At 60.0% G+C, this 18,067-nt stretch carries 12 protein-coding genes and 2 pseudogenes; 4 read left to right on the top strand and 10 right to left on the bottom strand.

Annotated features, from left to right (window positions below; all coding sequences use genetic code 11):
- Nucleotides 1-23 precede the first annotated feature (23 nt).
- Both GNZ13_RS18050 and GNZ13_RS18045 read right to left on the bottom strand, forming a co-directional pair.
- Complete coding sequence (locus GNZ13_RS18050) at nucleotides 24-1,703, bottom strand: electron transfer flavoprotein-ubiquinone oxidoreductase (RefSeq protein WP_172166799.1); 1,680 nt, start codon at nucleotides 1,701-1,703, stop codon at nucleotides 24-26.
- Nucleotides 1,704-2,073: 370 nt separating this feature from the next.
- Nucleotides 2,074-2,415: a hypothetical protein gene (locus GNZ13_RS18045; protein ID WP_172166797.1), complete on the bottom strand. Its 342-nt coding sequence runs from the start codon at nucleotides 2,413-2,415 to the stop codon at nucleotides 2,074-2,076.
- Between the two features lie 236 nt (nucleotides 2,416-2,651).
- Between GNZ13_RS18045 and GNZ13_RS18040 the strand changes: the two are divergent.
- Nucleotides 2,652-3,968: pseudogene (locus GNZ13_RS18040) on the top strand (IS701 family transposase).
- A 129-nt stretch (nucleotides 3,969-4,097) separates the two neighbouring features.
- On the opposite strand, the gene GNZ13_RS18035 reads toward GNZ13_RS18040, so the two are convergent.
- Entirely contained in the window at nucleotides 4,098-4,397 is a 300-nt protein-coding gene (locus tag GNZ13_RS18035; protein ID WP_216674905.1) for a hypothetical protein, read from the bottom strand.
- A 149-nt stretch (nucleotides 4,398-4,546) separates the two neighbouring features.
- The gene (locus tag GNZ13_RS18030; RefSeq protein ID WP_172166795.1) at nucleotides 4,547-5,161 is read right to left on the bottom strand and encodes an FMN-dependent NADH-azoreductase; all 615 of its coding nucleotides are present in this window, start codon (nucleotides 5,159-5,161) and stop codon (nucleotides 4,547-4,549) included.
- A 670-nt stretch (nucleotides 5,162-5,831) separates the two neighbouring features.
- On the opposite strand from GNZ13_RS18030, the gene GNZ13_RS18025 reads away from it, so the two are divergent.
- From GNZ13_RS18025 to GNZ13_RS18015, 3 genes and pseudogenes are all read left to right on the top strand, one after another.
- Nucleotides 5,832-8,342, top strand: a complete 2,511-nt coding sequence (locus tag GNZ13_RS18025) for a LuxR C-terminal-related transcriptional regulator (RefSeq protein ID WP_236002059.1) — start codon at nucleotides 5,832-5,834, stop codon at nucleotides 8,340-8,342.
- A gap of 78 nt (nucleotides 8,343-8,420) precedes the next feature.
- Nucleotides 8,421-10,004, top strand: coding sequence for a fatty acid--CoA ligase (locus GNZ13_RS18020; protein ID WP_172166792.1), 1,584 nt, complete (start codon nucleotides 8,421-8,423; stop codon nucleotides 10,002-10,004).
- 5 nt (nucleotides 10,005-10,009) lie between these two features.
- Nucleotides 10,010-10,401: pseudogene (locus GNZ13_RS18015) on the top strand (IS110 family transposase); the annotation flags it as partial.
- Here the strand turns inward: GNZ13_RS18015 and GNZ13_RS18010 are convergent.
- The 6 genes from GNZ13_RS18010 to GNZ13_RS17985 form a co-directional block, all read right to left on the bottom strand.
- Complete coding sequence (locus tag GNZ13_RS18010; protein WP_172166791.1) at nucleotides 10,401-11,585, bottom strand: acetyl-CoA C-acetyltransferase; 1,185 nt, start codon at nucleotides 11,583-11,585, stop codon at nucleotides 10,401-10,403. The pseudogene GNZ13_RS18015 and the gene GNZ13_RS18010 sit on opposite strands and share 1 nt — an antisense overlap.
- A gap of 200 nt (nucleotides 11,586-11,785) precedes the next feature.
- Complete coding sequence (locus GNZ13_RS18005) at nucleotides 11,786-12,706, bottom strand: LysR family transcriptional regulator (protein ID WP_172166790.1); 921 nt, start codon at nucleotides 12,704-12,706, stop codon at nucleotides 11,786-11,788.
- Nucleotides 12,707-12,986: 280 nt separating this feature from the next.
- On the bottom strand, nucleotides 12,987-13,412 hold the full coding sequence (locus GNZ13_RS18000) for a DoxX family protein (RefSeq protein ID WP_172166874.1): 426 nt from the start codon (nucleotides 13,410-13,412) through the stop codon (nucleotides 12,987-12,989).
- A gap of 222 nt (nucleotides 13,413-13,634) precedes the next feature.
- Nucleotides 13,635-15,794: a fatty acid oxidation complex subunit alpha FadB gene (gene fadB, locus GNZ13_RS17995; protein ID WP_172166788.1), complete on the bottom strand. Its 2,160-nt coding sequence runs from the start codon at nucleotides 15,792-15,794 to the stop codon at nucleotides 13,635-13,637.
- Nucleotides 15,795-15,917: 123 nt separating this feature from the next.
- Nucleotides 15,918-16,892, bottom strand: coding sequence for an NAD(P)H-dependent flavin oxidoreductase (locus GNZ13_RS17990; RefSeq protein WP_172166787.1), 975 nt, complete (start codon nucleotides 16,890-16,892; stop codon nucleotides 15,918-15,920).
- Nucleotides 16,889-18,049 (bottom strand): acyl-CoA dehydrogenase family protein, encoded by a 1,161-nt coding sequence (locus tag GNZ13_RS17985; protein WP_172166785.1) that lies wholly within the window; start codon nucleotides 18,047-18,049, stop codon nucleotides 16,889-16,891. The genes GNZ13_RS17990 and GNZ13_RS17985 overlap by 4 nt, the downstream gene beginning before the upstream one ends.
- Between the last annotated feature and the right edge of the window lie 18 nt (nucleotides 18,050-18,067).

The raw sequence follows: 18,067 nt of genomic DNA, 5'->3' as shown, positions 1-18,067 counted from the left end.
AGATCTGCGGCCGCACGCGTGATTCACATATTCGGATAGTTCGGCCCGCCGGCACCTTCAGGCGTCACCCAAACAATGTTCTGCGTGGGGTCCTTGATGTCGCAGGTCTTGCAATGCACGCAGTTCTGCGCGTTGATCACGAGCCGCTCGTTGCCGTCGTCGTCCTTCACGAACTCATACACCGCCGCGGGGCAGTAGCGTGACTCCGGACCGGCATAGGTCTGCCAGTTCACATTCACCGGCACCGAAGGATCTTTCAGCGTCAGGTGAGCCGGCTGATTCTCTTCATGGTTGGTGTTCGAGATGAACACTGAAGACAAACGGTCGAACGTCAGCTTGCCATCCGGCTTCGGATAGACAATCTGCTTGCACTGCGAAGCGGGCTTCAGCATCTCGTGATCGGAATGCTGGTGATGCAGCGTCCAGGGCACGTTGCCGCCTAACAGCTTCTGCTCGACGCCGACCATCAGGGTACCGAGGTACAGACCCTTGCTCATCCACTGCTTGAAGTTGCGCGCGCGATGCAACTCCGTATGCAGCCACGACGTCTTGAACGACTCCGGATAGGCCGTCAGCTCATCGCTGGTGCGGCCTGCCTGCACGGCATCGAATGCCGCCTCAGCGGCCAGCATCCCGGTCTTGATCGCCGCGTGCGAACCTTTTATCCGTGATGCGTTCAGGAAGCCCGCATCGTCGCCGACCAGCGCACCGCCCGGGAACACCAGCTTCGGCAGCGACAGCAGGCCGCCCGCGGTAATCGCCCGCGCGCCGTACGACACCCGCTTGCCGCCTTCCAGAATCGCGCGGATCGCCGGATGTGTCTTGTAACGCTGGAATTCTTCGAACGGCGACAGATACGGGTTCGTGTAGCCGAGGCTGACCACAAAGCCCACCACCACCTGGTTGTTGTCCATGTGATAGAGGAACGAGCCGCCGTACGTGTCGTTCTCCAGCGGCCAGCCGGCGGTGTGCATCACCGGACCCGGCTTGTGCTTCGCCGGATCGATTTCCCACAGTTCCTTGATGCCGATGCCGTAGACCTGCGGATCGACGCCTTCGCGCAGCTTGAACTTGTCGTTCAGTTGACGGCCGAGGTGCCCACGCGCGCCTTCGCAGAAGAGCGTGTATTTCGCGTGCAGCTCCATGCCGAGCTGGAAGTTCTCGGTCGGCTCGCCATCCTTGCCGATACCGAGATTGCCGGTGGCGACGCCTTTGACCGAGCCATCGTCGTTATACAGAATCTCAGCGGCCGGAAAGCCCGGGAAAATCTCCACACCAAGCGCCTCAGCCTGCTGACCCAGCCAGCGCGTGACGTTCGCGAGGCTGATCACGTAGTTGCCGTGGTTCTTGAAGTTGTCCGGCAGCGCCCAGGTCGGCACGCTCTTCGAGCCGGTTTCGGTGAGGAACAGGAATTTGTCTTCGGTCACGTCGACGGTGAGCGGCGCGCCTTTTTCTTTCCAGTCCGGGATCAGTTCGGTGATGGCGCGCGGATCCATCACCGCGCCCGACAGGATATGAGCCCCGATCTCCGAGCCTTTTTCCAGTACGCACACGCCAAGCTCGACGCCTTTTTCCGCCGCCCACTGCTTCAGGCGGATCGCAGCGGACAGGCCAGCCGGGCCGCCGCCGACGATCACGACGTCGTATTCCATAAACTCCCGCTGACGGTGCTGCTCACCGTTCAAATCATTCGAATTCGTCATCCGTTTCCTTCAATTGCCAATCTTGGTGACGATGCTGCTGGCATGACTGACCCGGTAGTCGAATCGATCAAACGCAGGATTGTTGCTGATTCCCAGATCGCCTCCTTTCACGCACCTACTGCCGACACATTGACTCGTGTTTTTCCACCGTCTTGCCATATTGTTCCCAAGGTGAATTTAAACATCCATTCTGACGTTAGTCCATCAATAACCTATCCTTCCGGTGCCATTGTGCACGTACGCGCAAGTGTTTGAGTCACGTGACTCTTACCATTATGTCTTATATAAATTTCGCTTAATCCGCTTCCAATCCGAAATTATTATTCTGATGACAATCCATTTCCGATACAAGTCGAAATAGCCAAACCATTCATGGAAACAGGCGAATAGACGCTCCTAAAAAAATTTCAGGAGACACGCAACTGCCGCCGTAGTATGCGCATGCGTTCCGAATCGTCTGCTCGTCCGATGATTCATCACCAATACACACCAATATCAGCACCACTGCAGCAACAACGCCCAGTACCCAAATTGCTCCCGTGGATCGCTTCATTGCCGCCTCCCATCCGATTATCAGGTGTCGTTCAAGTTGCAGCATCGTTTTCCGTTGACTGACAAATCGATTTAATGAAAATGTACGAGTGATTTTCCGAAACGAAACTAACGGATGCTCTCCATCTATCGCTGAGTCTCGTTCGAAATTGGCGCGCATGCAGATGCGCCAATATTGCCTAGGGAGGAGTCGTCTCAGAATGAAAACGATTATGGAGCTTGGCACCGCCACGTCATCGTCGGAACAGACGAATTCACACCAACTGCGATCAACCCGTGAAATGCCTTCAGCCAGCCGCGTTGTCCAGGGCGTACTTGCGCATTTCTCTATTCTTACCGTGTCAATAAAAATAAATACCTGGCACTATGAACTAATATAGACTCCGGGCGATCGCAATGACAGAAGATATCGATGAATTTGAAGCGTATCTCAACCATCTGGCCCACGAGTTAGGACACGCTGATCGCCACGCCGGCCTTAAAGGCTACTGTTCTGGCCTGGTGTTGCCGCTGTCACGAAAGAGCGTCGAGCCGATGGCCGCGCATATTGATCCGCTTCACGCAAGTGCGAAGCATCAGTCGCTCCACCATTTTGTTGCCAAGGCAGAGTGGTCTGACAAGGCGATCATGCAGCGGGTGCGCGAGTGGGTGATGCCCGCGCTAGGCGCGCATGCCGCTGAATAGGCCGGTTACTACTGGATTATTGACGACACAGGTTTTCCGAAGAAGGGCCGCCGCTCGGTGGGGGTCGCACGCCAGTATTGTGGTCAGCTCGGGAAACAGGACAACTGTCTGGTCACAGTGAGTTTATCGATCGCGACGCAACTCGGCAGCCTGCCAATCGCCTATCAGCTGTACGTGCCCAAGGAATGGATTGACGATCGGGAACGTGCCCGTCGCGCGGGCATTCCCGACGATCAGGCCTTCGCAACCAAACCACAGATCGCATTGGCCCAACTGCGCGAGGCTATTGCATCCGGGATTGCGCCGGGCATCGTGCTGGCCGATGCGGGATATGGTGATGAGACGGCCTTTCGGGATGGCGTGAGCGAGTTGGGCTTGATATACGCGGTGGGGATTCGCCCCGCCACCACGGTGTGGGAACCCGGTAAGGCGCCCCTTTCCCCCAAGCCGTGGAGTGGGCGTGGCAAGCCGTCCACGTTGCTGCGCCGTGCGCCCGGCCACGGACCGCTCGCGGTCAAGACGCTGGCGATGCAATTCCCCGCGAACGCTTGGCAAACCGGAACCTGGCGAGAGGGCAGCAACGCGGCACTCTCCTCACGCTTTGCCGCCGTGCGGGTTCGTCCCGCTCATCGCGACTATTGGCGCACTACCCTGCGCGCTGAAGAGTGGTTGCTCATTGAATGGCCCGAAGGCGATACAGAGCCGCTCAAATACTTTCTCAGCACGGCTCCTGAGGAGGCGACACTCGAACAACTCGTATTTGTGACGAAGATGCGTTGGCGTATCGAACGCGACTATCAGGATCTAAAACAGGAGTTCGGGCTGGGTCACTACGAAGGGCGCGGCTGGCGCGGCTTTCACAACCATGCCACACTGAGTATCGCTGCATATGGGTTTCTGATGGCATGCAGACTCAGGATGGGATCAGGTACCGACGATAAAAAAAACTTCGTTGAACGCGCGCTGCCTGTCCTTCCCCCGGATTACATCCCACGCGGCAGTCCAGCGCCCACAACGCCACGTTCCTGATTCCATCACTACGTTGCGTATCTTGCTTGCACTACGGCTCACGCAACGTTTGCACCATTCACTAAAAGAGTAGACCGCAAAAATATAAGAGGGTAAGACTAGAAGACGTCGATCTCGGGCGATAGCTCGTCAGTTTCGAACATGTGTCCGACCGCATCCATCGCAGCCGGGCGGGTTCCGACAATCACAACGCGCAATGGCAGCACCATCCTCACGCCCTCTTGCCCGGAGGTAGTCGCGATCGACCTGCGCGTAATGTCGCCACTTCTCCGGAAGATAGTCCGCTTCAAAGATCCCCAGCGCCAGGTAGACTTCGAGGTAGGCACCGTAATCGATGCAAATGTTGGGATTTGCATACAACTGTTCGGCGCCGTCGAAATCCTCGTCCGACGCGCTGGGGCTGATGCAGTTGACCGGACAGGTCTCCACTCACGAGTATTCCGCCATGCGGGGATCGGCAATCATGTGTGGCATCGCTTTTCCCTCGTATCCATCGTGTAACCAGCCACCTCCCGGATCGGCATCGGCCTGCGGAACCCGGCGCCCCCTGCTACGTCGAATATTTACGGCCTGCCGCTTTACACAGAGACCAACTCGTCGATCATCCGGCCACTGTGAGTCAACGCGGCTTGGACTGACGGTTCACCCATTGCCAGTCCTTCCGAGCGCACGACGGTGACATCAGTCAGTCCGATAAAGCCGAGGGCAACACGCAGGTACGTCTCCTGGAAGTTCATCGACTGCGCGGGACCTTCGCTATAGACGCCACCACTGGCCGTGAAGACATAGACCTTCTTGCCACTGACCAGACCGACGGGAGCAGTTTCGGTATAGCGGAACGTCACGCCCGCACGAGTCACGTGATCGATCCATGCCTTCAGCGTCGAGCTGATCGAGAAGTTGTACATCGGCACGCCAATCACGATGACGTCGGCAGCGAACAGTTCGTCGACCAGCGTGTCAGACAACGCCACGGTCTTGGCCTGCTCGGGCGACCGCGAGTCGGCCGGTGTGAAAAAGGCACCCATCATCTGCTCGGTCAGATGCGGGACGGGATCGCGAGCCAGATCGCGCGCGACGACCGTATCACCAGGCCGGGCAATCGTCCATTTGCTCACAAATTCGGCCGTGAGCTGACGTGAAACGGAACCCGTGCTTCGGATACTGCTGTCGATGTGAAGTAGCGTCGTCATAAATGGAGACTCCATAAAATTGAATAGTGCAATGTCATCCCGGCACCGGCATTGACCAGTTCACGATGTAGTTCCGAAAGGCCGGCGTTGATCTGGAAAGCTTGCACATCTCTCGCCTGCGACGGGTGGCCAGTGTCTTTTTCCGAAAGGCCCGATGGCGCAACCACAATGAATCACCACATACGCAGCGCGTGGGGACATGTTATCCAACGCCGTGTTCGACGATTAGCTGCCCTGCCTGGATTTCACTCGTCCACAACCGGCGACAATCATCGCCTCGCCGAGGCCCCGCAAAGCGATGGGCAGCCCGACCGAGGACATTCCTGGCGTCCTGAACGAACAACCACAGATTCCCACCATTTCTGGACGAGTGAAATCCGTCCTTCATGCCTAGTCGACAGGCCCAGCGACGCTTATATTTTTTTTCACGACTCACCTGAGAAATCACCATCAGGTCACGCGGTCGATATTCACATTGAGGGTGCCTGTGATGAATGCGTCAGTCTCGTTCTCTACGCTCCCCGTAGCGCCCGAACCCTTCAGCAGGACCCTGTCAGCCAAATCGGCCAGCTACGAAGTTCCGCGCGCCGCTGTGTGTCAGCGGATCGAGCATACCCGCGCTAAACTGATCCTGGTTCGCGCGCCAGCGGGTTTCGGGAAGACGACAGCAATGGCTCAGGCCCGCAACCACCTTGATCACGCGAATATTCATACCGCGTGGCTCACACTCGAGCGCGCCGACAACGACCTACCACGCTTCATCAACTGCCTGCGTACGGCGATCGTGCTGTCCGGTTTCGATGAACTTCCGTCGGCCACACCGCTGGAAATCCTGCAGGCGATATCTCGCGAAGTCACCGCCTTCACGTTGTTCCTCGACGACTTCGAGAAACTCGTCGAACTATCTGTCATCGGTCTGGTGCGCGAGCTGATCGAACATCTGCCTCGCAACTGCCAGGTCGTTATCGGTACGCGAGCCGAGCCCGATATCGGCACTGCGCGTCTGCGTGTTCAGGGTGTAATGCTCGAGATCGATACCGAGGATCTGCGCTTTTCGCCGGACGATACGCAGCAATTGTTCGAACTACGACTGAAGCAGCCACCGTCACGCGGTGACGTGATGCGCCTGCACCAAAAAACCGAGGGCTGGGCAGCGGCGCTATCGCTCGCGGCAGTCTCGCTCGCGCGTCATGGCGCACAGAGCGACTTCATCGAGCGCTTTTCGGGCTCGCACCGCGACATGGCAGCTTATCTCGCGGAAGACGTGCTGGCGTATCAGTCCACGGAGATCCGCGAGTTCCTGCTGCGAACCAGCATCCTGCGGCAGCTCAATCCCTCCCTGTGCCAGGCCCTGAATCCGAGACTGGATGCGGACCACATACTGGATCGGCTGGTGAGCACCAACCTTTTCCTCATTCCCGCCGGCGGAGAGGATCGCACCTGGCGTTATCACAGCATGTTCGCAGACTACCTGTGCGCGCAATTGCGTCGCGAGGAGCCCGAGAAGATTCTGCGCCTCCATCTGGCGGCCGCCGGTTGGTACGAGGAGCGGCATCAAATTGTGCCGGCGATCGACCATGCCATCGAAGGAGCGGATCATCCGTATGCGCTATCGCTGCTCGCACAACATGTCGATCATTTTCTGGAGCAAGGTCGCATGCGGTTGCTGGCACGCTGGTTCGAAGCGTTCCAGCCACGCGAGCTGCTCATGTACCCGTGTTTGCAGGTCATCGCGGTTTGGGCATTGGCATTCACCAAGGGACCTCGTCAGGCGATGGAGCTGCTGGATCGATCACGTTGCGCTGAAAGTCAGGACCCACAGGTACGCGCACATGTCAACGGTCAACGCCCGATGTTGCTCGCGATGATGGATCGGTTCGAGGACGGCTACACTCTCGGCCAGCAATGCCTCGATAAACTGCCGTCGATCAATGCGTTTGCTGATGGTGTGCTGTGCAATTCGATGGGCCATATCGTTTCGGTCCTCGGCCATCATCGCGAAGCGCACCGCCTGCTCGACACCGCGCGGCGCGTGCAGAACAAGGGCGTGTTCGTTCGTATGCATACGGAATCGACAGAAGGACTCGTCGATCTACAGCTCGGACGCCTGCGTGACGCGACGGCACGGTTTCGCATCGCAATCGGGTCGACCTCCGCGTTCTCATACAACCTGACCAGCGGTAACGCATGGGCTGGTGTGCCCTACGCGGCCTCGGTCTACGAGGCCAACAACGTCCAGGAGGCCGAGCATCTGCTTAGCGTCTATCTGCCGCTGGCGCGTGACGTCGGCCTCCCAGATCACATCATCATGGGCTACCGGATGCGCTCTCGGATTGCATTCCAGCGGGGTGATGTCGACCGTTCGTTACAATTTCTAACCGAACTGGAATACCTCGGCGTTGAACGCCAGTTGGCACGTGTCGTCGCGTCGTCGAGGCTCGAACGCGCCCGGCTGTTGTTGCTGCAGGGCTACGCGGATTTTTCGCGTGAGGAACTCGACCGAAGCGACGACACTGCTCTGTGGCGGCGTGTCGCGCGGCTGAGCCTGCCGGCCAACGACGTCGAAGATGTCGTGATCGGACGCGCGCGCTGGGAAATGCTATTCGGTGATCCGGCTGTCGCGCTGCAGCAGCTTGAGCCGGTACTTGCCGAAGCGCAACAATCGGAGCGGGGCATTCGCGCTCTCAAACTGCGTCTCCTTTCGGCGATCGCACTGCAGCGCAACGGCATGACGCAAGGTGCCGTTGAGATGGCGATGCCCGTATTGCATCACATGTGTCACGAAGGGTTCGTGCGCTCGATTCTGGACGAGGGTGCAGTGCTGATCCCCTTACTCGAGCGCTGTCTCGACGCAACGCAAGGCAGCGGGAGCCAACGCAACACGCCCGTGCTCGCCGAGTATGTGCAGCGACTCCTGCATGCGCTCAATCCGTCACCCGCGGCCGAAGCACCGCCCCCTTCGTCGCGTTGCCCCGGCGGCTTGCTGGAGCCGCTGACACGCAAGGAATTGCGGGTCTTGCAATTGCTTGCGGAAGGCTACTCCAACGCCGCCATGGCGGAAAACCTCTTCGTTTCCGACAGCACGATTCGCACCCACTTGCGCAATATCAACAGCAAGTTGAATGCTCGCAGCCGCACCCAAGCCATCGCGATCGCGCGCAAGCTCGGTCTGATGCGCTGAGCCCGGCGCGCCGCAAGATGCGATGCCGCCCCTCCGGAGAAACCATTGGTAACCTGCACGCAACCATCCGCGAATCCGATGACCGACTTCGATTCGATGCCAACGCTGGGCGCTATCGCCCGCCACTACGCGCGCTTGCGTCCGACGTCCGTCGCCATGAGCTTCGAGGGAAGAGAGACAAGCTACCATGAATTCAACCGGCATTCGAACCAGGTCGCGCACGCGCTGGCCGTCGCAGGCGCGAAACGGGCCGATCGCATTGCATACGTGGGCAAGAACAGTGACCAATACTTCGAACTCGTGTTTGGCGCCGCGAAAGCGGGCGTCGTGCTGACGCCCGTCGGCTGGCGGCTCACGCCGGCGGAAATGGCTTTTATCATCGAGGATTGCGGCGCATCGATCGTTTTCATCGGAGCGGAGACCATGTCCCAGGTCGAGCAGGCCTTGTCCGGCCTCAAGCGACGTCCCAAAGTAATCGCGATGGACCAGCCCTGTTTATCGCCTCACGAACTCTTCGAGACCTGGCGCGATACAGCCTCGGGCGATGAAGTCGACCTCTGCGTCGACGAGCATGATGTCGCGTTGCAACTCTATACGTCCGGAACCACCGGAAGGCCGAAAGGGGTGATGCTCACCCACGCAAATCTGCTTCGAGGACGTCGCGCGGCGGCCAGGGCACGATTGTCGTGGTTCGCGTGGAAACCTGATGACATCAGTCTTGTCGCAATGCCCGTCGCCCATGTCGGCGGAACCGTGTGGGGAGTCATCGGGCTCTACCATGGTGTGAAGAGCATCATCCTGCGCGAGTTCGATCCTGAAAAAGTGCTCGACTGTGTCGAGCGTGACCGGATTTCACAGCTGTTCATGGTGCCGGCAGCGTTGCAGCTGGTCGCACGGTCGCCAAGGGCGCGCGACATCGACTATTCCGCGCTGAAATGCATTCTCTACGGTGCATCTCCTATGCCGATCGAGCTACTGCGCGAGTGCATCAAACTGTTCGAGTGCGCGTTCTGTCAGCAGTATGGAATGACCGAAACGTCCGGCACCATCGTGTATCTGCCACCCGAGGATCACCACCTTTCCGGCAACGCGCGCATGCGGGGCGCCGGCTTGCCAATGCCGGGGGTCGAGATCAGCATCGTCGATTCGCACGGAAACGCGCTACCACCGAACACTGTCGGCGAAGTCGTGACGCGCTCGGCGGCGAACATGGCCGGCTACTGGCGCAATTCGGAAGCCACCGACGCGGTCGTCGACGCTCAAGGTTGGTTGAGAACCGGCGATGCCGGCTACCTGGATGAAGACGGCTATCTCTACATCCACGATCGCGTGAAGGACATGATCATCTCGGGCGCCGAAAACGTCTATCCTGCCGAGGTCGAGAACGCGATTTACGGGCATCCGCATGTCGTCGAAGTGGCCGTGATCGGCGTACCCGATGAAAAATGGGGCGAGGCGGTCAAAGCGATTGTCGTACCGAAGCCCGGCGTCACCCCGGACCCCGACGGTATCATTGAATTCGCCCGTGCACGTATCGCGGGGTTCAAGGTTCCAAAGAGTATCGATTTCGTCAATGCCCTGCCGAGAAATGCGTCCGGCAAGATTCTGCGGCGGACGCTTCGAGAGCCTTACTGGTTCGGCAGAGATCGTCAAGTCAATTGACGAACATGCTGCGCCGGTTTCGCGCCGGATCGGGTTGTGAAAGTTTTTCAAGCCGCTTCGTTTGTGTCGATTTTGGCAAAGGCCAGTACCATGCCGTCGCGCTCGATCGGAGCGGCAAGCGCGGATAGAACAAGGCACTTCCCAACGATGATGTCAAGCTCCGTACCCTCATCGTCGGGCTCAAGGCGCACAGCCGACTCCTGTTCACCATCGACCAACCCGCCACCATTGGCGCATTGCCGATCGCTGCCTACATGCTGGCGAAGCCAAGAGTGATACTCCTGACGCTGCGATCATCGCCGAGACCGCCCGGTCGATACCGCATACGCTGCGCTCGCTTCGATTGGCCAACGAGCTGCTCGTCGAGATGACCGTGCTGTGCGACTTTGACGACGATCAGAGCCGCTCGACGATCGTCACATTGGCCATGCCGCCACCTTCGCACATCGTCTGGAGGCCATAGCGCTCGCCGCGCTGTTCCAGCGCGTAAATGAGTGTGGTCATCAGTTTCGTACCCGATGCGCCGAGCGGGTGCCCAAGCGAGATCGCCCCCCCGTTGACATTCAGGCGGGCCGGATCCGCATCAAGCTGCTTCAGCCATGCGAGTGGGATGGGCGCAAACGCCTCGTTGACCTCGTACAAGCCGATATCGGAGATTTTCAGTCCGGCTTTCGCGAGGGCGCGCTGCGTTGCCGGAATCGGTGCTTCCAGCATGATTACCGGATCGTGTCCGAACACCGACATGTGATGGATGCGCGCCAGCGGCTTGACGCCCAACAGCTTCAGGCCGCGCTCGCTCACGACCATCACACCAGACGCGCCGTCGCAAACCTGACTCGCGGAAGCTGCGGAAATCCGGCCCCCCTCCTGCAGAAGTTTTACGCTGCCGATGCTGTCGAGCGAAGCGTCGAACCGGATACCCTCGTCAATGACATGCATGTCGTCGCCGGCTGCGGCTTCCGAATCACGAGCTGTCACGCGAACCGGCTCGATCTCCGCTGAAAAGCGTCCCGTGCGCACCGCCTCTGCTGCACGCAAATGACTCTGAAGCGCAAAGCGGTCGAGGTCGTCGCGCGAAAATGCGTACTTCGCTGCGATCATTTCGGCGCCGTCAAACTGACTAAATTCGCGATGATCGTAGCGCTCGCTAACACGCGGGCTGATATACCCGCCCATGCCACTCTTGATTGCCACCGCATTTGCCGATGCGATCGGCACACGCGACATGACTTCCACGCCTGCGGCGATCACGACATCCATCGTCCCGGACATGACGGCCTGAGCGGCGAAGTGCAATGCTTGTTGAGATGAACCGCACTGCCGGTCGACCGAGGTTCCGGGCACTGAAATCGGTAACTTCGAGGCAAGAACAGCATTACGAGCAACGTTCATCGATTGTTCGCCAACCTGACTGACACAACCGACGATCACATCGTCGACCATCGCCGGATCGGCTTCGGAGCGATCGATCAGCGCATCAAGAACCTGGGCGGCGAGGTCGACAGGATGCCAACCCGATAGGCGGCTATTGCGTCGACCGCCAGCGGTACGCACTGCGGCAACGATATATGCTTCAGCCATGCTGACCTCTCGAGTACGTAAATTGAAAAGACGAGAACGCGCGCCGCGGCCATACAATTCCGAACTTCGATCAGGCAGCTCGCGCGTCGGTCACCAGGCGACCTTGTCCGCAGTATAGGAACCGGAAACCTGGCGGTCATCGTCGAATACGACGATCTTGCAGCCATCTCGATCATCGCGCGCTCGCGCTGCTCTGCGCCCTATCCGGCGGACGCGAGCGGCTCAATGCTTTTTGCGTCGAGAATCTTCGTCATCGCGAAGTCGATGAATGCGCTTACCGCGCGCGGCAGTTGTCGTCGATCGAGAAAGACGAAGTAGACGCCAACCCGATGGATACCGTACTCGGGAAGCACCCGCACTAGTCGCCCGGCCTCCAGATGCTCGAGCGTGGTCGCGACTGGAAGCAGTGCAATACCGCAACCGCCGAGCGTGGCGTAGATCTGGGACTGAACGCTGTTGACGTGAAACCGCCCCCTGACCGCGACCTCGTGCTCTCCATCTGGTCCTTCGAGACGCCATGTCGTATAACCCGACAGATTCGTCGGGATCGCAATGCAGTCGTGATCCGACAGATCGGACGGCGATTTGGGCATGCCATGCGCGTCGAGGTACGCGGGACTCGCCACTAGGCCGCCGCTGATCCAGCCTATCTGCCGGGCGACCAGATTCGGCTCGATTCCCTTGCCGATCCGCAGCGCCACATCGATTCCTTCGGCGAGCAGATCGGCTCGATTGTCGCTCAGGATGAATTCCAACCGGACTCGCGGATTGGCCATCAGAAACTCGTTCACCCGGTCGATCGGCAGGATAAGAAAGAAATCCGCCGGCGCGGCCACGCGCACCTTCCCGCAGGGATTTGCGTTGCCTTCGGAAATCTCCTGGGCAGACTGCGTCACGGATTCGATCTGCGCGGCGCTTTGAGAGAACAGCCTCTGACCCGCATCGGTCAATACAAGCCGGCGCGTCGAGCGCTGCATCAGGCGCGCTCCGAGATCCTGCTCTAGCGCCTGGACCCGCCTGCTCGCGGTGTTCGCCGGCAATCCGAGGCGCCGGGCCGCTTCCGCAAAACTGCCGGCCTTGACGACATTGATGAAGAGCGCCACATCGTTCAGGTCCACCATCGATTGTCTCCATGTTCGTAACAGAGACGTGGCCCCTTTCGATCGGACTGGTACTTCGCGATTTCAAGTAAAGACATGCCCCTGGTTATTACGTTGCCGTATTGACGGCAAGCGATTTCACCAAGTATGCCCCATCAGGCGTCCGCCGACGACATCGCCGTGCGACGAACGTGCGATCGTGCTTGCTGTCGTTGCGCCAACGGCGGGCGGGCTGTGCCAGAGGCACACCCCGCCCGGAACGACGGTTCAGACGTGGCGGCCACGCCTGACTCGCCGTGGTTCACCATGCAGCACGAACTTCCGGCAAACCGCGACGACCATCGAGGCTATATGCGCCCGCGCCAAACGCGATGACCTGGACGAGCCCCCCGGCAATGGCGAGATCCTTCAGAAAATGAAACATCTGGTTCTGATCGCCGAACGCGTGATGAAAGAAGAGCGCAGTGAGGATCGAGAACATGGCCAGCAGCGTCGCCACCAGCCGCGTCTGGTAGCCGACGATCAGTAGCAAGCCGCCACCAATCTCGAGTGTCAATGCGACGGCATAACCGAGCATGGGTGCAGGCAATCCGACCGACGCTATATATCCCATGGTCGCACTGGCGGCTACAAGTTTGCCGAACCCGCTGACAAGAAATATGGTGGCCAAGAGAACTCGGCCGACCAGCGCAAACGCTTGGTACGAATTGGTTGATAGTGATTTCATGGCGTAGTCCCCAAAGAAGTAATTGAAAGTGAATTGAATCGTGATCCCGATATCCGGGCAATCTGAGACCCTGAAAATGATCGTAGGCACCCCGCGTGAACTGACCGGAGATACCTCCCGGATTTCACTCGTGCAAAATTGAAGTGAATTCCTTTGTGATGCCGTCACCTGATTCGAACAACCGGGGATCGTCTACGGCCAGCGCACCCGGCTGTATCGATGTCAGTGCTCGAGACGGCCATCTGCGTCATCAAAGAAACGCCCGTTACGCTCAGCCATGCTCCGCAGCCGCGGGCTCGGCTCGTATAGCGGTCCAAGTGGCGCCAGGCGTTCGCATGCCTCCACGATCCACCGCGCACCCAACGTGTCGGCATATCGCAACGCGCCGCCCAGATGACGAGGGAATCCCACCCCGAGAACCAGGCTCATGTCGATGTCGCCGGGCGATTCCGCGACCCCCTCCTCAAGGCAGCGCGCGGCCTCGATGATCATCGGCAGCATCATTCGCTGTATGATTTCTTCCACCGGAAAATCACGGACACCGTTCGACTGCGCCGACACAAGTAACGCATGCGTCTCATCCGCAGGCAGCTTCCGCATGCGACCTTTCTCGTCCGGCTCGTACCGGTAGAATCCGAGTCCACTCTTTTGACCGAGGCGCCCGGCGCCGGCCATCAGCTTGACCGCATGCCGACCGGAAAAATTCATTCGATCGCGATAACCGTCGCTGATGACGTCGATCACATGCGAAGCCGTATCCATGCCGACGACGTCCTGCAAATAGGCCGGTCCCATCGGCCAGCCAAACGCCTCCATCGCCGTGTCGATCGCGACAAAGTCTCCCCCATCATGTACGAGTAAGAGGAAGCCCATGATATAGGCGGTCAGGATCCGATTGACAAGAAATCCCGGACAGTCGGAGACAACCACCGGTGTCTTGCCCATCGACCGCGCAAAGCTGACGACAGTTGCAATGGTCTGCGGCGAGGTTCGCGGTGCACGAATCACTTCGACGAGCGGCATCTGCGGCACCGGGTTGAAGAAATGCATGCCGGCAAAACGCTCCGGGCGAGCCAATGCCGTCGACAGTTCGGCGATCGACAGCGAGGATGTGTTCGACACCAGCACCGCGTCCTCAGGGATTCGCTGCTCCACCTCTGCCAGCATATCGTGCTTCACGCCGAGCTTCTCGACGACGGCCTCAATCACGAGATCCACGCCGTCGAAACCGTCAAAGTCGAGCGTCGGCACGATGCTTTGCTGCACTTTCCGCGCTGCGTCGCCCGACATCCTGCCGCTACCGACCTGCTTCCCGAGCAGCTTCCCGGCTTCGCTCATCCCCAGATCCAGCGCCGTCGGTGCGATATCCTTCATGATGATCGGCGTGCCACGCAATGCGCTCTGGTACGCGATGCCGCCCCCCATGATGCCCGCCCCGAGCACCGCGGCCCTGCGCACCGAATGGGCAACGCGCGCTGCATCGCGGCTTTTTTTCTTCAGCGCCTGCTCGTTGATGAAGATGCCGGTCAACGATGCGGCCGCCTGGGTCTTCGCCAGGCTCGCGAACGTGTCGGCTTCGAGTTCGAGTGCCCCCTCTCGCGCGAGCGACGCCGCGTCGCCGATCAGGTCGACCGCAGCAGCGGCTGCCGGAAAATGCCGGCCGTAGCGCTTCGCGGCGGTCTTTGCCCGCTCCAGTGCGTCGTTCGATACCTCGCAAGGCGCCAGCCGCGCGCGCCGGCGCGCCATCCACGCATCGGGGCGACCGATCGCCTCGCGCAGGCACGACAGCGCCGTGCTTCGGAGGCTCGGGAGTTCACACACGACGTCGACGACACCGGCCTCCCGTGCGACCGCTATCGTTCTCGTGCCCGCGCCGACGATCCAGTCGAGTGCAACCACTGCACCGGCAATGCGAGGCAGGCGCACTGTCCCGCCGAATCCCGGCACGATGCCGAGCCCGACCTCGGGGAGTCCAACCTGCGCCGTCGTCGCGGCGACCCTGAAGTCGCTTGTCAGTGCCAGTTCCAGGCCACCACCGAGCGCCGCACCGTTGATGGCCGACACACTCGGAAACGGCACATCTTCCAGACGGGTGAAGATCGCACTGCATGCAGCATCCCAGGCGCGCAACTCGGCTTCGGGCAGGCAAAACGTTCTCGAGAATTCGAAGATATCGGCGCCGACAATGAAAGAATCCTTGGCGCTCGTGACGATGAGTCCGCGGATATCGTCGGCGGCGTACAAGGCGTCAAGCGCAGCCTCAAGCTCCTCAAGCGCGGCCCGATCCAGCACATTGACCGTCTGCCCCCGACGATCGAAGCACAGCTCCGCCACACCGTCTTCCAGACGTGTGAGGCACAAAATTTTCCCTTCCCAAATCATGCCGATGTCCTTTTGCCGGTTGATTCAACACGACCAACGCCGCGCTTCCGCACGCCAGCAGCGCGCCTCCGTCGGGTCATCGCGATCTCGTCGCGGACCCCAATCGGGCGCGGCCGCCAGCGTTCAGTCCACGAGTCGCGCCAGCACCTGCTGCAATCGAGTGCGACATTCGGCGACCATCCGCTCGATGAGGGCTTCGCATGTCGGAATGTCGTGGATCAGCCCGATCACCTGGCCCGCCGTGATGATGCCGCCGTCGATATCACCTTTCGCAAGCGCGACCTTGCCGCGCGCACCGGCCACCAGCGGGTGAATGTCCTTGAACTCGCAACCGCCCGGCCCGCGCTCGATGGCGACGACCTCATCGGCAACGGCATTCTTGAACACGCGCGCGGTATTGTTCAGCGTCCGGAAGATCAACTGCGTGTCCCGTTCCGTTGCCCGAACGAGCGCGTCCTTGATATGCGGATGAATAGGAGCCTCGACCGTCGCGCAAAAGCGCGTGCCCATGTTGACGCCTTGCGCGCCGAGCATGAATGCGGCCGCCATGCCCCGTCCGTCTCCTATGCCCCCCGACGCGACCACCGGAATCTCGAGCGCCTGAACGGCGCGCGGGATCAGGATCAGCCCCGACACATCGTCCTCGCCGGGATGACCCGCGCACTCGAAGCCGTCTATGCTCACAATGTCGACGCCGTTGCGTTGCGCGGACAATGCATGTCTGACGGTGGTGCACTTGTGGATGATGACGCCGCCGGCGGCCTTGATCTTTTCAATGAACGCTTTCGGGCTGTTGCCCGCAGTTTCGATGATCCTGACGCCCGCCTGCAACGCGGCATCCAGGTAGGCCTCGTATGGTGGCGGGCTCGCTGCTGGCAGGATCGTCAGGTTCACTGCGAACGGTCGCGATGTCATCGCGCGGCAGCGTTTGATTTCGGCCGCCAGCGCATCCGGTGTCGGCTGAGTGAGTGCGGTGAGCGTGCCGAGACCGCCGGCATTAGACACCGCCGAGGCCATCTCCGCGGTTCCCACCCACATCATCCCGCCTTGGATGATCGGGTAGCGAATACCCAAAATTTCGGTGACACGCGTCCTCATTGCTTGTGTTTCCTGTCGTCGAGTCCCAGGTCGCGACCAATGATCTCTTTCATGATTTCATTGGTGCCCGCAAAAATCCGTGATACGCGCGCATCGGCGAACATCCGCGCGATGCGGTACTCCTCCATGTAGCCGGCACCGCCATGGAACTGCACACACGTATCGATCACCCGGTTCTCGAGGTCGGTCGCAAGAAGCTTCGCCTCCGATGCCATGACAGCCGTGAGCGCCCCCGCGTTCGCTTCCATCACGCAGTGATCGACCAGCGCCTGCGCGGCATCGAGCTGCGCCCGCATCCCGGCCATCTCGAAACGAAGGTGCTGGAACGATCCGAGCGACCGGCCGAACGCTTTCCTTTCTTTGATGAAGTCGAGCGTGATGTCGAACGCCACCTGCGCGTGCGCAATCGACCCGATGGCGACCTGCAGGCGCTCCTCCGCAAGCAGTTCCGACATGTAGACGAAACCCTTGGTCGGGTCGCCCAGGACATGGCTCTTGGATACCCTCACATCGTCGAAGAACAGCTCCGCCGTGTCTTGCGCATGCAAGCCGATCTTCCGCAGCCTGTTGCCGCGCCTGAATCCCGGCATGCCCGCATCAACGATGAACAGGCCGATTCCGTGACGGCTTGCAGGCACGGTCCTCGCGGCGACGATGACCACGTCGGCCAGACTGCCATTCGAGATGTACGTCTTCGCGCCGTTGAGCAGCCAATGGTCGCCCATGTCCTGTGCGCGCGACGTCATGCCGGCGAGATCGCTTCCCGCTCCTGGCTCCGTCATCGCGATCGCGAGAATCTCTTCGCCACGGATTGCGGGCGGCAGATAGCGCGCCTTCTGCTCGTCCGTTCCGAACGTGCCGAGATATGGCGCGACGACGCGTGAGTGAAGGTTGATGTAAAAGCCGAGTTCGCCGTGGCGAACGTTCTCCTCGTACAGGATTTGTTCGAAGCGCAGATCGGTCAGGTCCAGTCCCCCGTAAATCTCCGGTGCCCACATGAGCAGATAGCCCTGCTCACCCGCCTTCCGAAAGGCTTGGCGATCGACGAAGCCTTGTTCGCGCCAACGTTCGGCGTGCGGGCCGATTTCCCCCTGAAAAAAGCGGCTGACCGTGTCCCGGAACGCGAGATGATCCGCGTCGAAATGAGTGCGTCGCATGTTCAAGTACCCTCGCGC

Origin of the sequence: Paraburkholderia elongata (genome assembly GCF_013177735.1) — a bacterium.
Lineage (GTDB): Bacteria > Pseudomonadota > Gammaproteobacteria > Burkholderiales > Burkholderiaceae > Paraburkholderia > Paraburkholderia elongata.
Note: the sequence above shows the minus strand (reverse complement) of the source record. Positions and strands in the feature narration are given on the sequence as shown.

Bases quoted from the DNA above. Each gene is read 5' to 3' on its own strand.
- GNZ13_RS18050 (WP_172166799.1), bottom strand. From the start codon at position 1,703: ATGACGAATTCGAATGATTTGAACGGTGAGCAGCACCGTCAGCGGGAG.
- GNZ13_RS18045 (WP_172166797.1), bottom strand. From the start codon at position 2,415: ATGCGCGCCAATTTCGAACGAGACTCAGCGATAGATGGAGAGCATCCG.
- GNZ13_RS18030 (WP_172166795.1), bottom strand. From the start codon at position 5,161: ATGACGACGCTACTTCACATCGACAGCAGTATCCGAAGCACGGGTTCC.
- GNZ13_RS18025 (WP_236002059.1), top strand. From the start codon at position 5,832: ATGGCTCAGGCCCGCAACCACCTTGATCACGCGAATATTCATACCGCG.
- GNZ13_RS18020 (WP_172166792.1), top strand. From the start codon at position 8,421: ATGACCGACTTCGATTCGATGCCAACGCTGGGCGCTATCGCCCGCCAC.
- GNZ13_RS18010 (WP_172166791.1), bottom strand. From the start codon at position 11,585: ATGGCTGAAGCATATATCGTTGCCGCAGTGCGTACCGCTGGCGGTCGA.
- GNZ13_RS18005 (WP_172166790.1), bottom strand. From the start codon at position 12,706: ATGGTGGACCTGAACGATGTGGCGCTCTTCATCAATGTCGTCAAGGCC.
- GNZ13_RS18000 (WP_172166874.1), bottom strand. From the start codon at position 13,412: ATGAAATCACTATCAACCAATTCGTACCAAGCGTTTGCGCTGGTCGGC.
- fadB (WP_172166788.1), bottom strand. From the start codon at position 15,794: ATGATTTGGGAAGGGAAAATTTTGTGCCTCACACGTCTGGAAGACGGT.
- GNZ13_RS17990 (WP_172166787.1), bottom strand. From the start codon at position 16,892: ATGAGGACGCGTGTCACCGAAATTTTGGGTATTCGCTACCCGATCATC.
- GNZ13_RS17985 (WP_172166785.1), bottom strand. From the start codon at position 18,049: ATGCGACGCACTCATTTCGACGCGGATCATCTCGCGTTCCGGGACACG.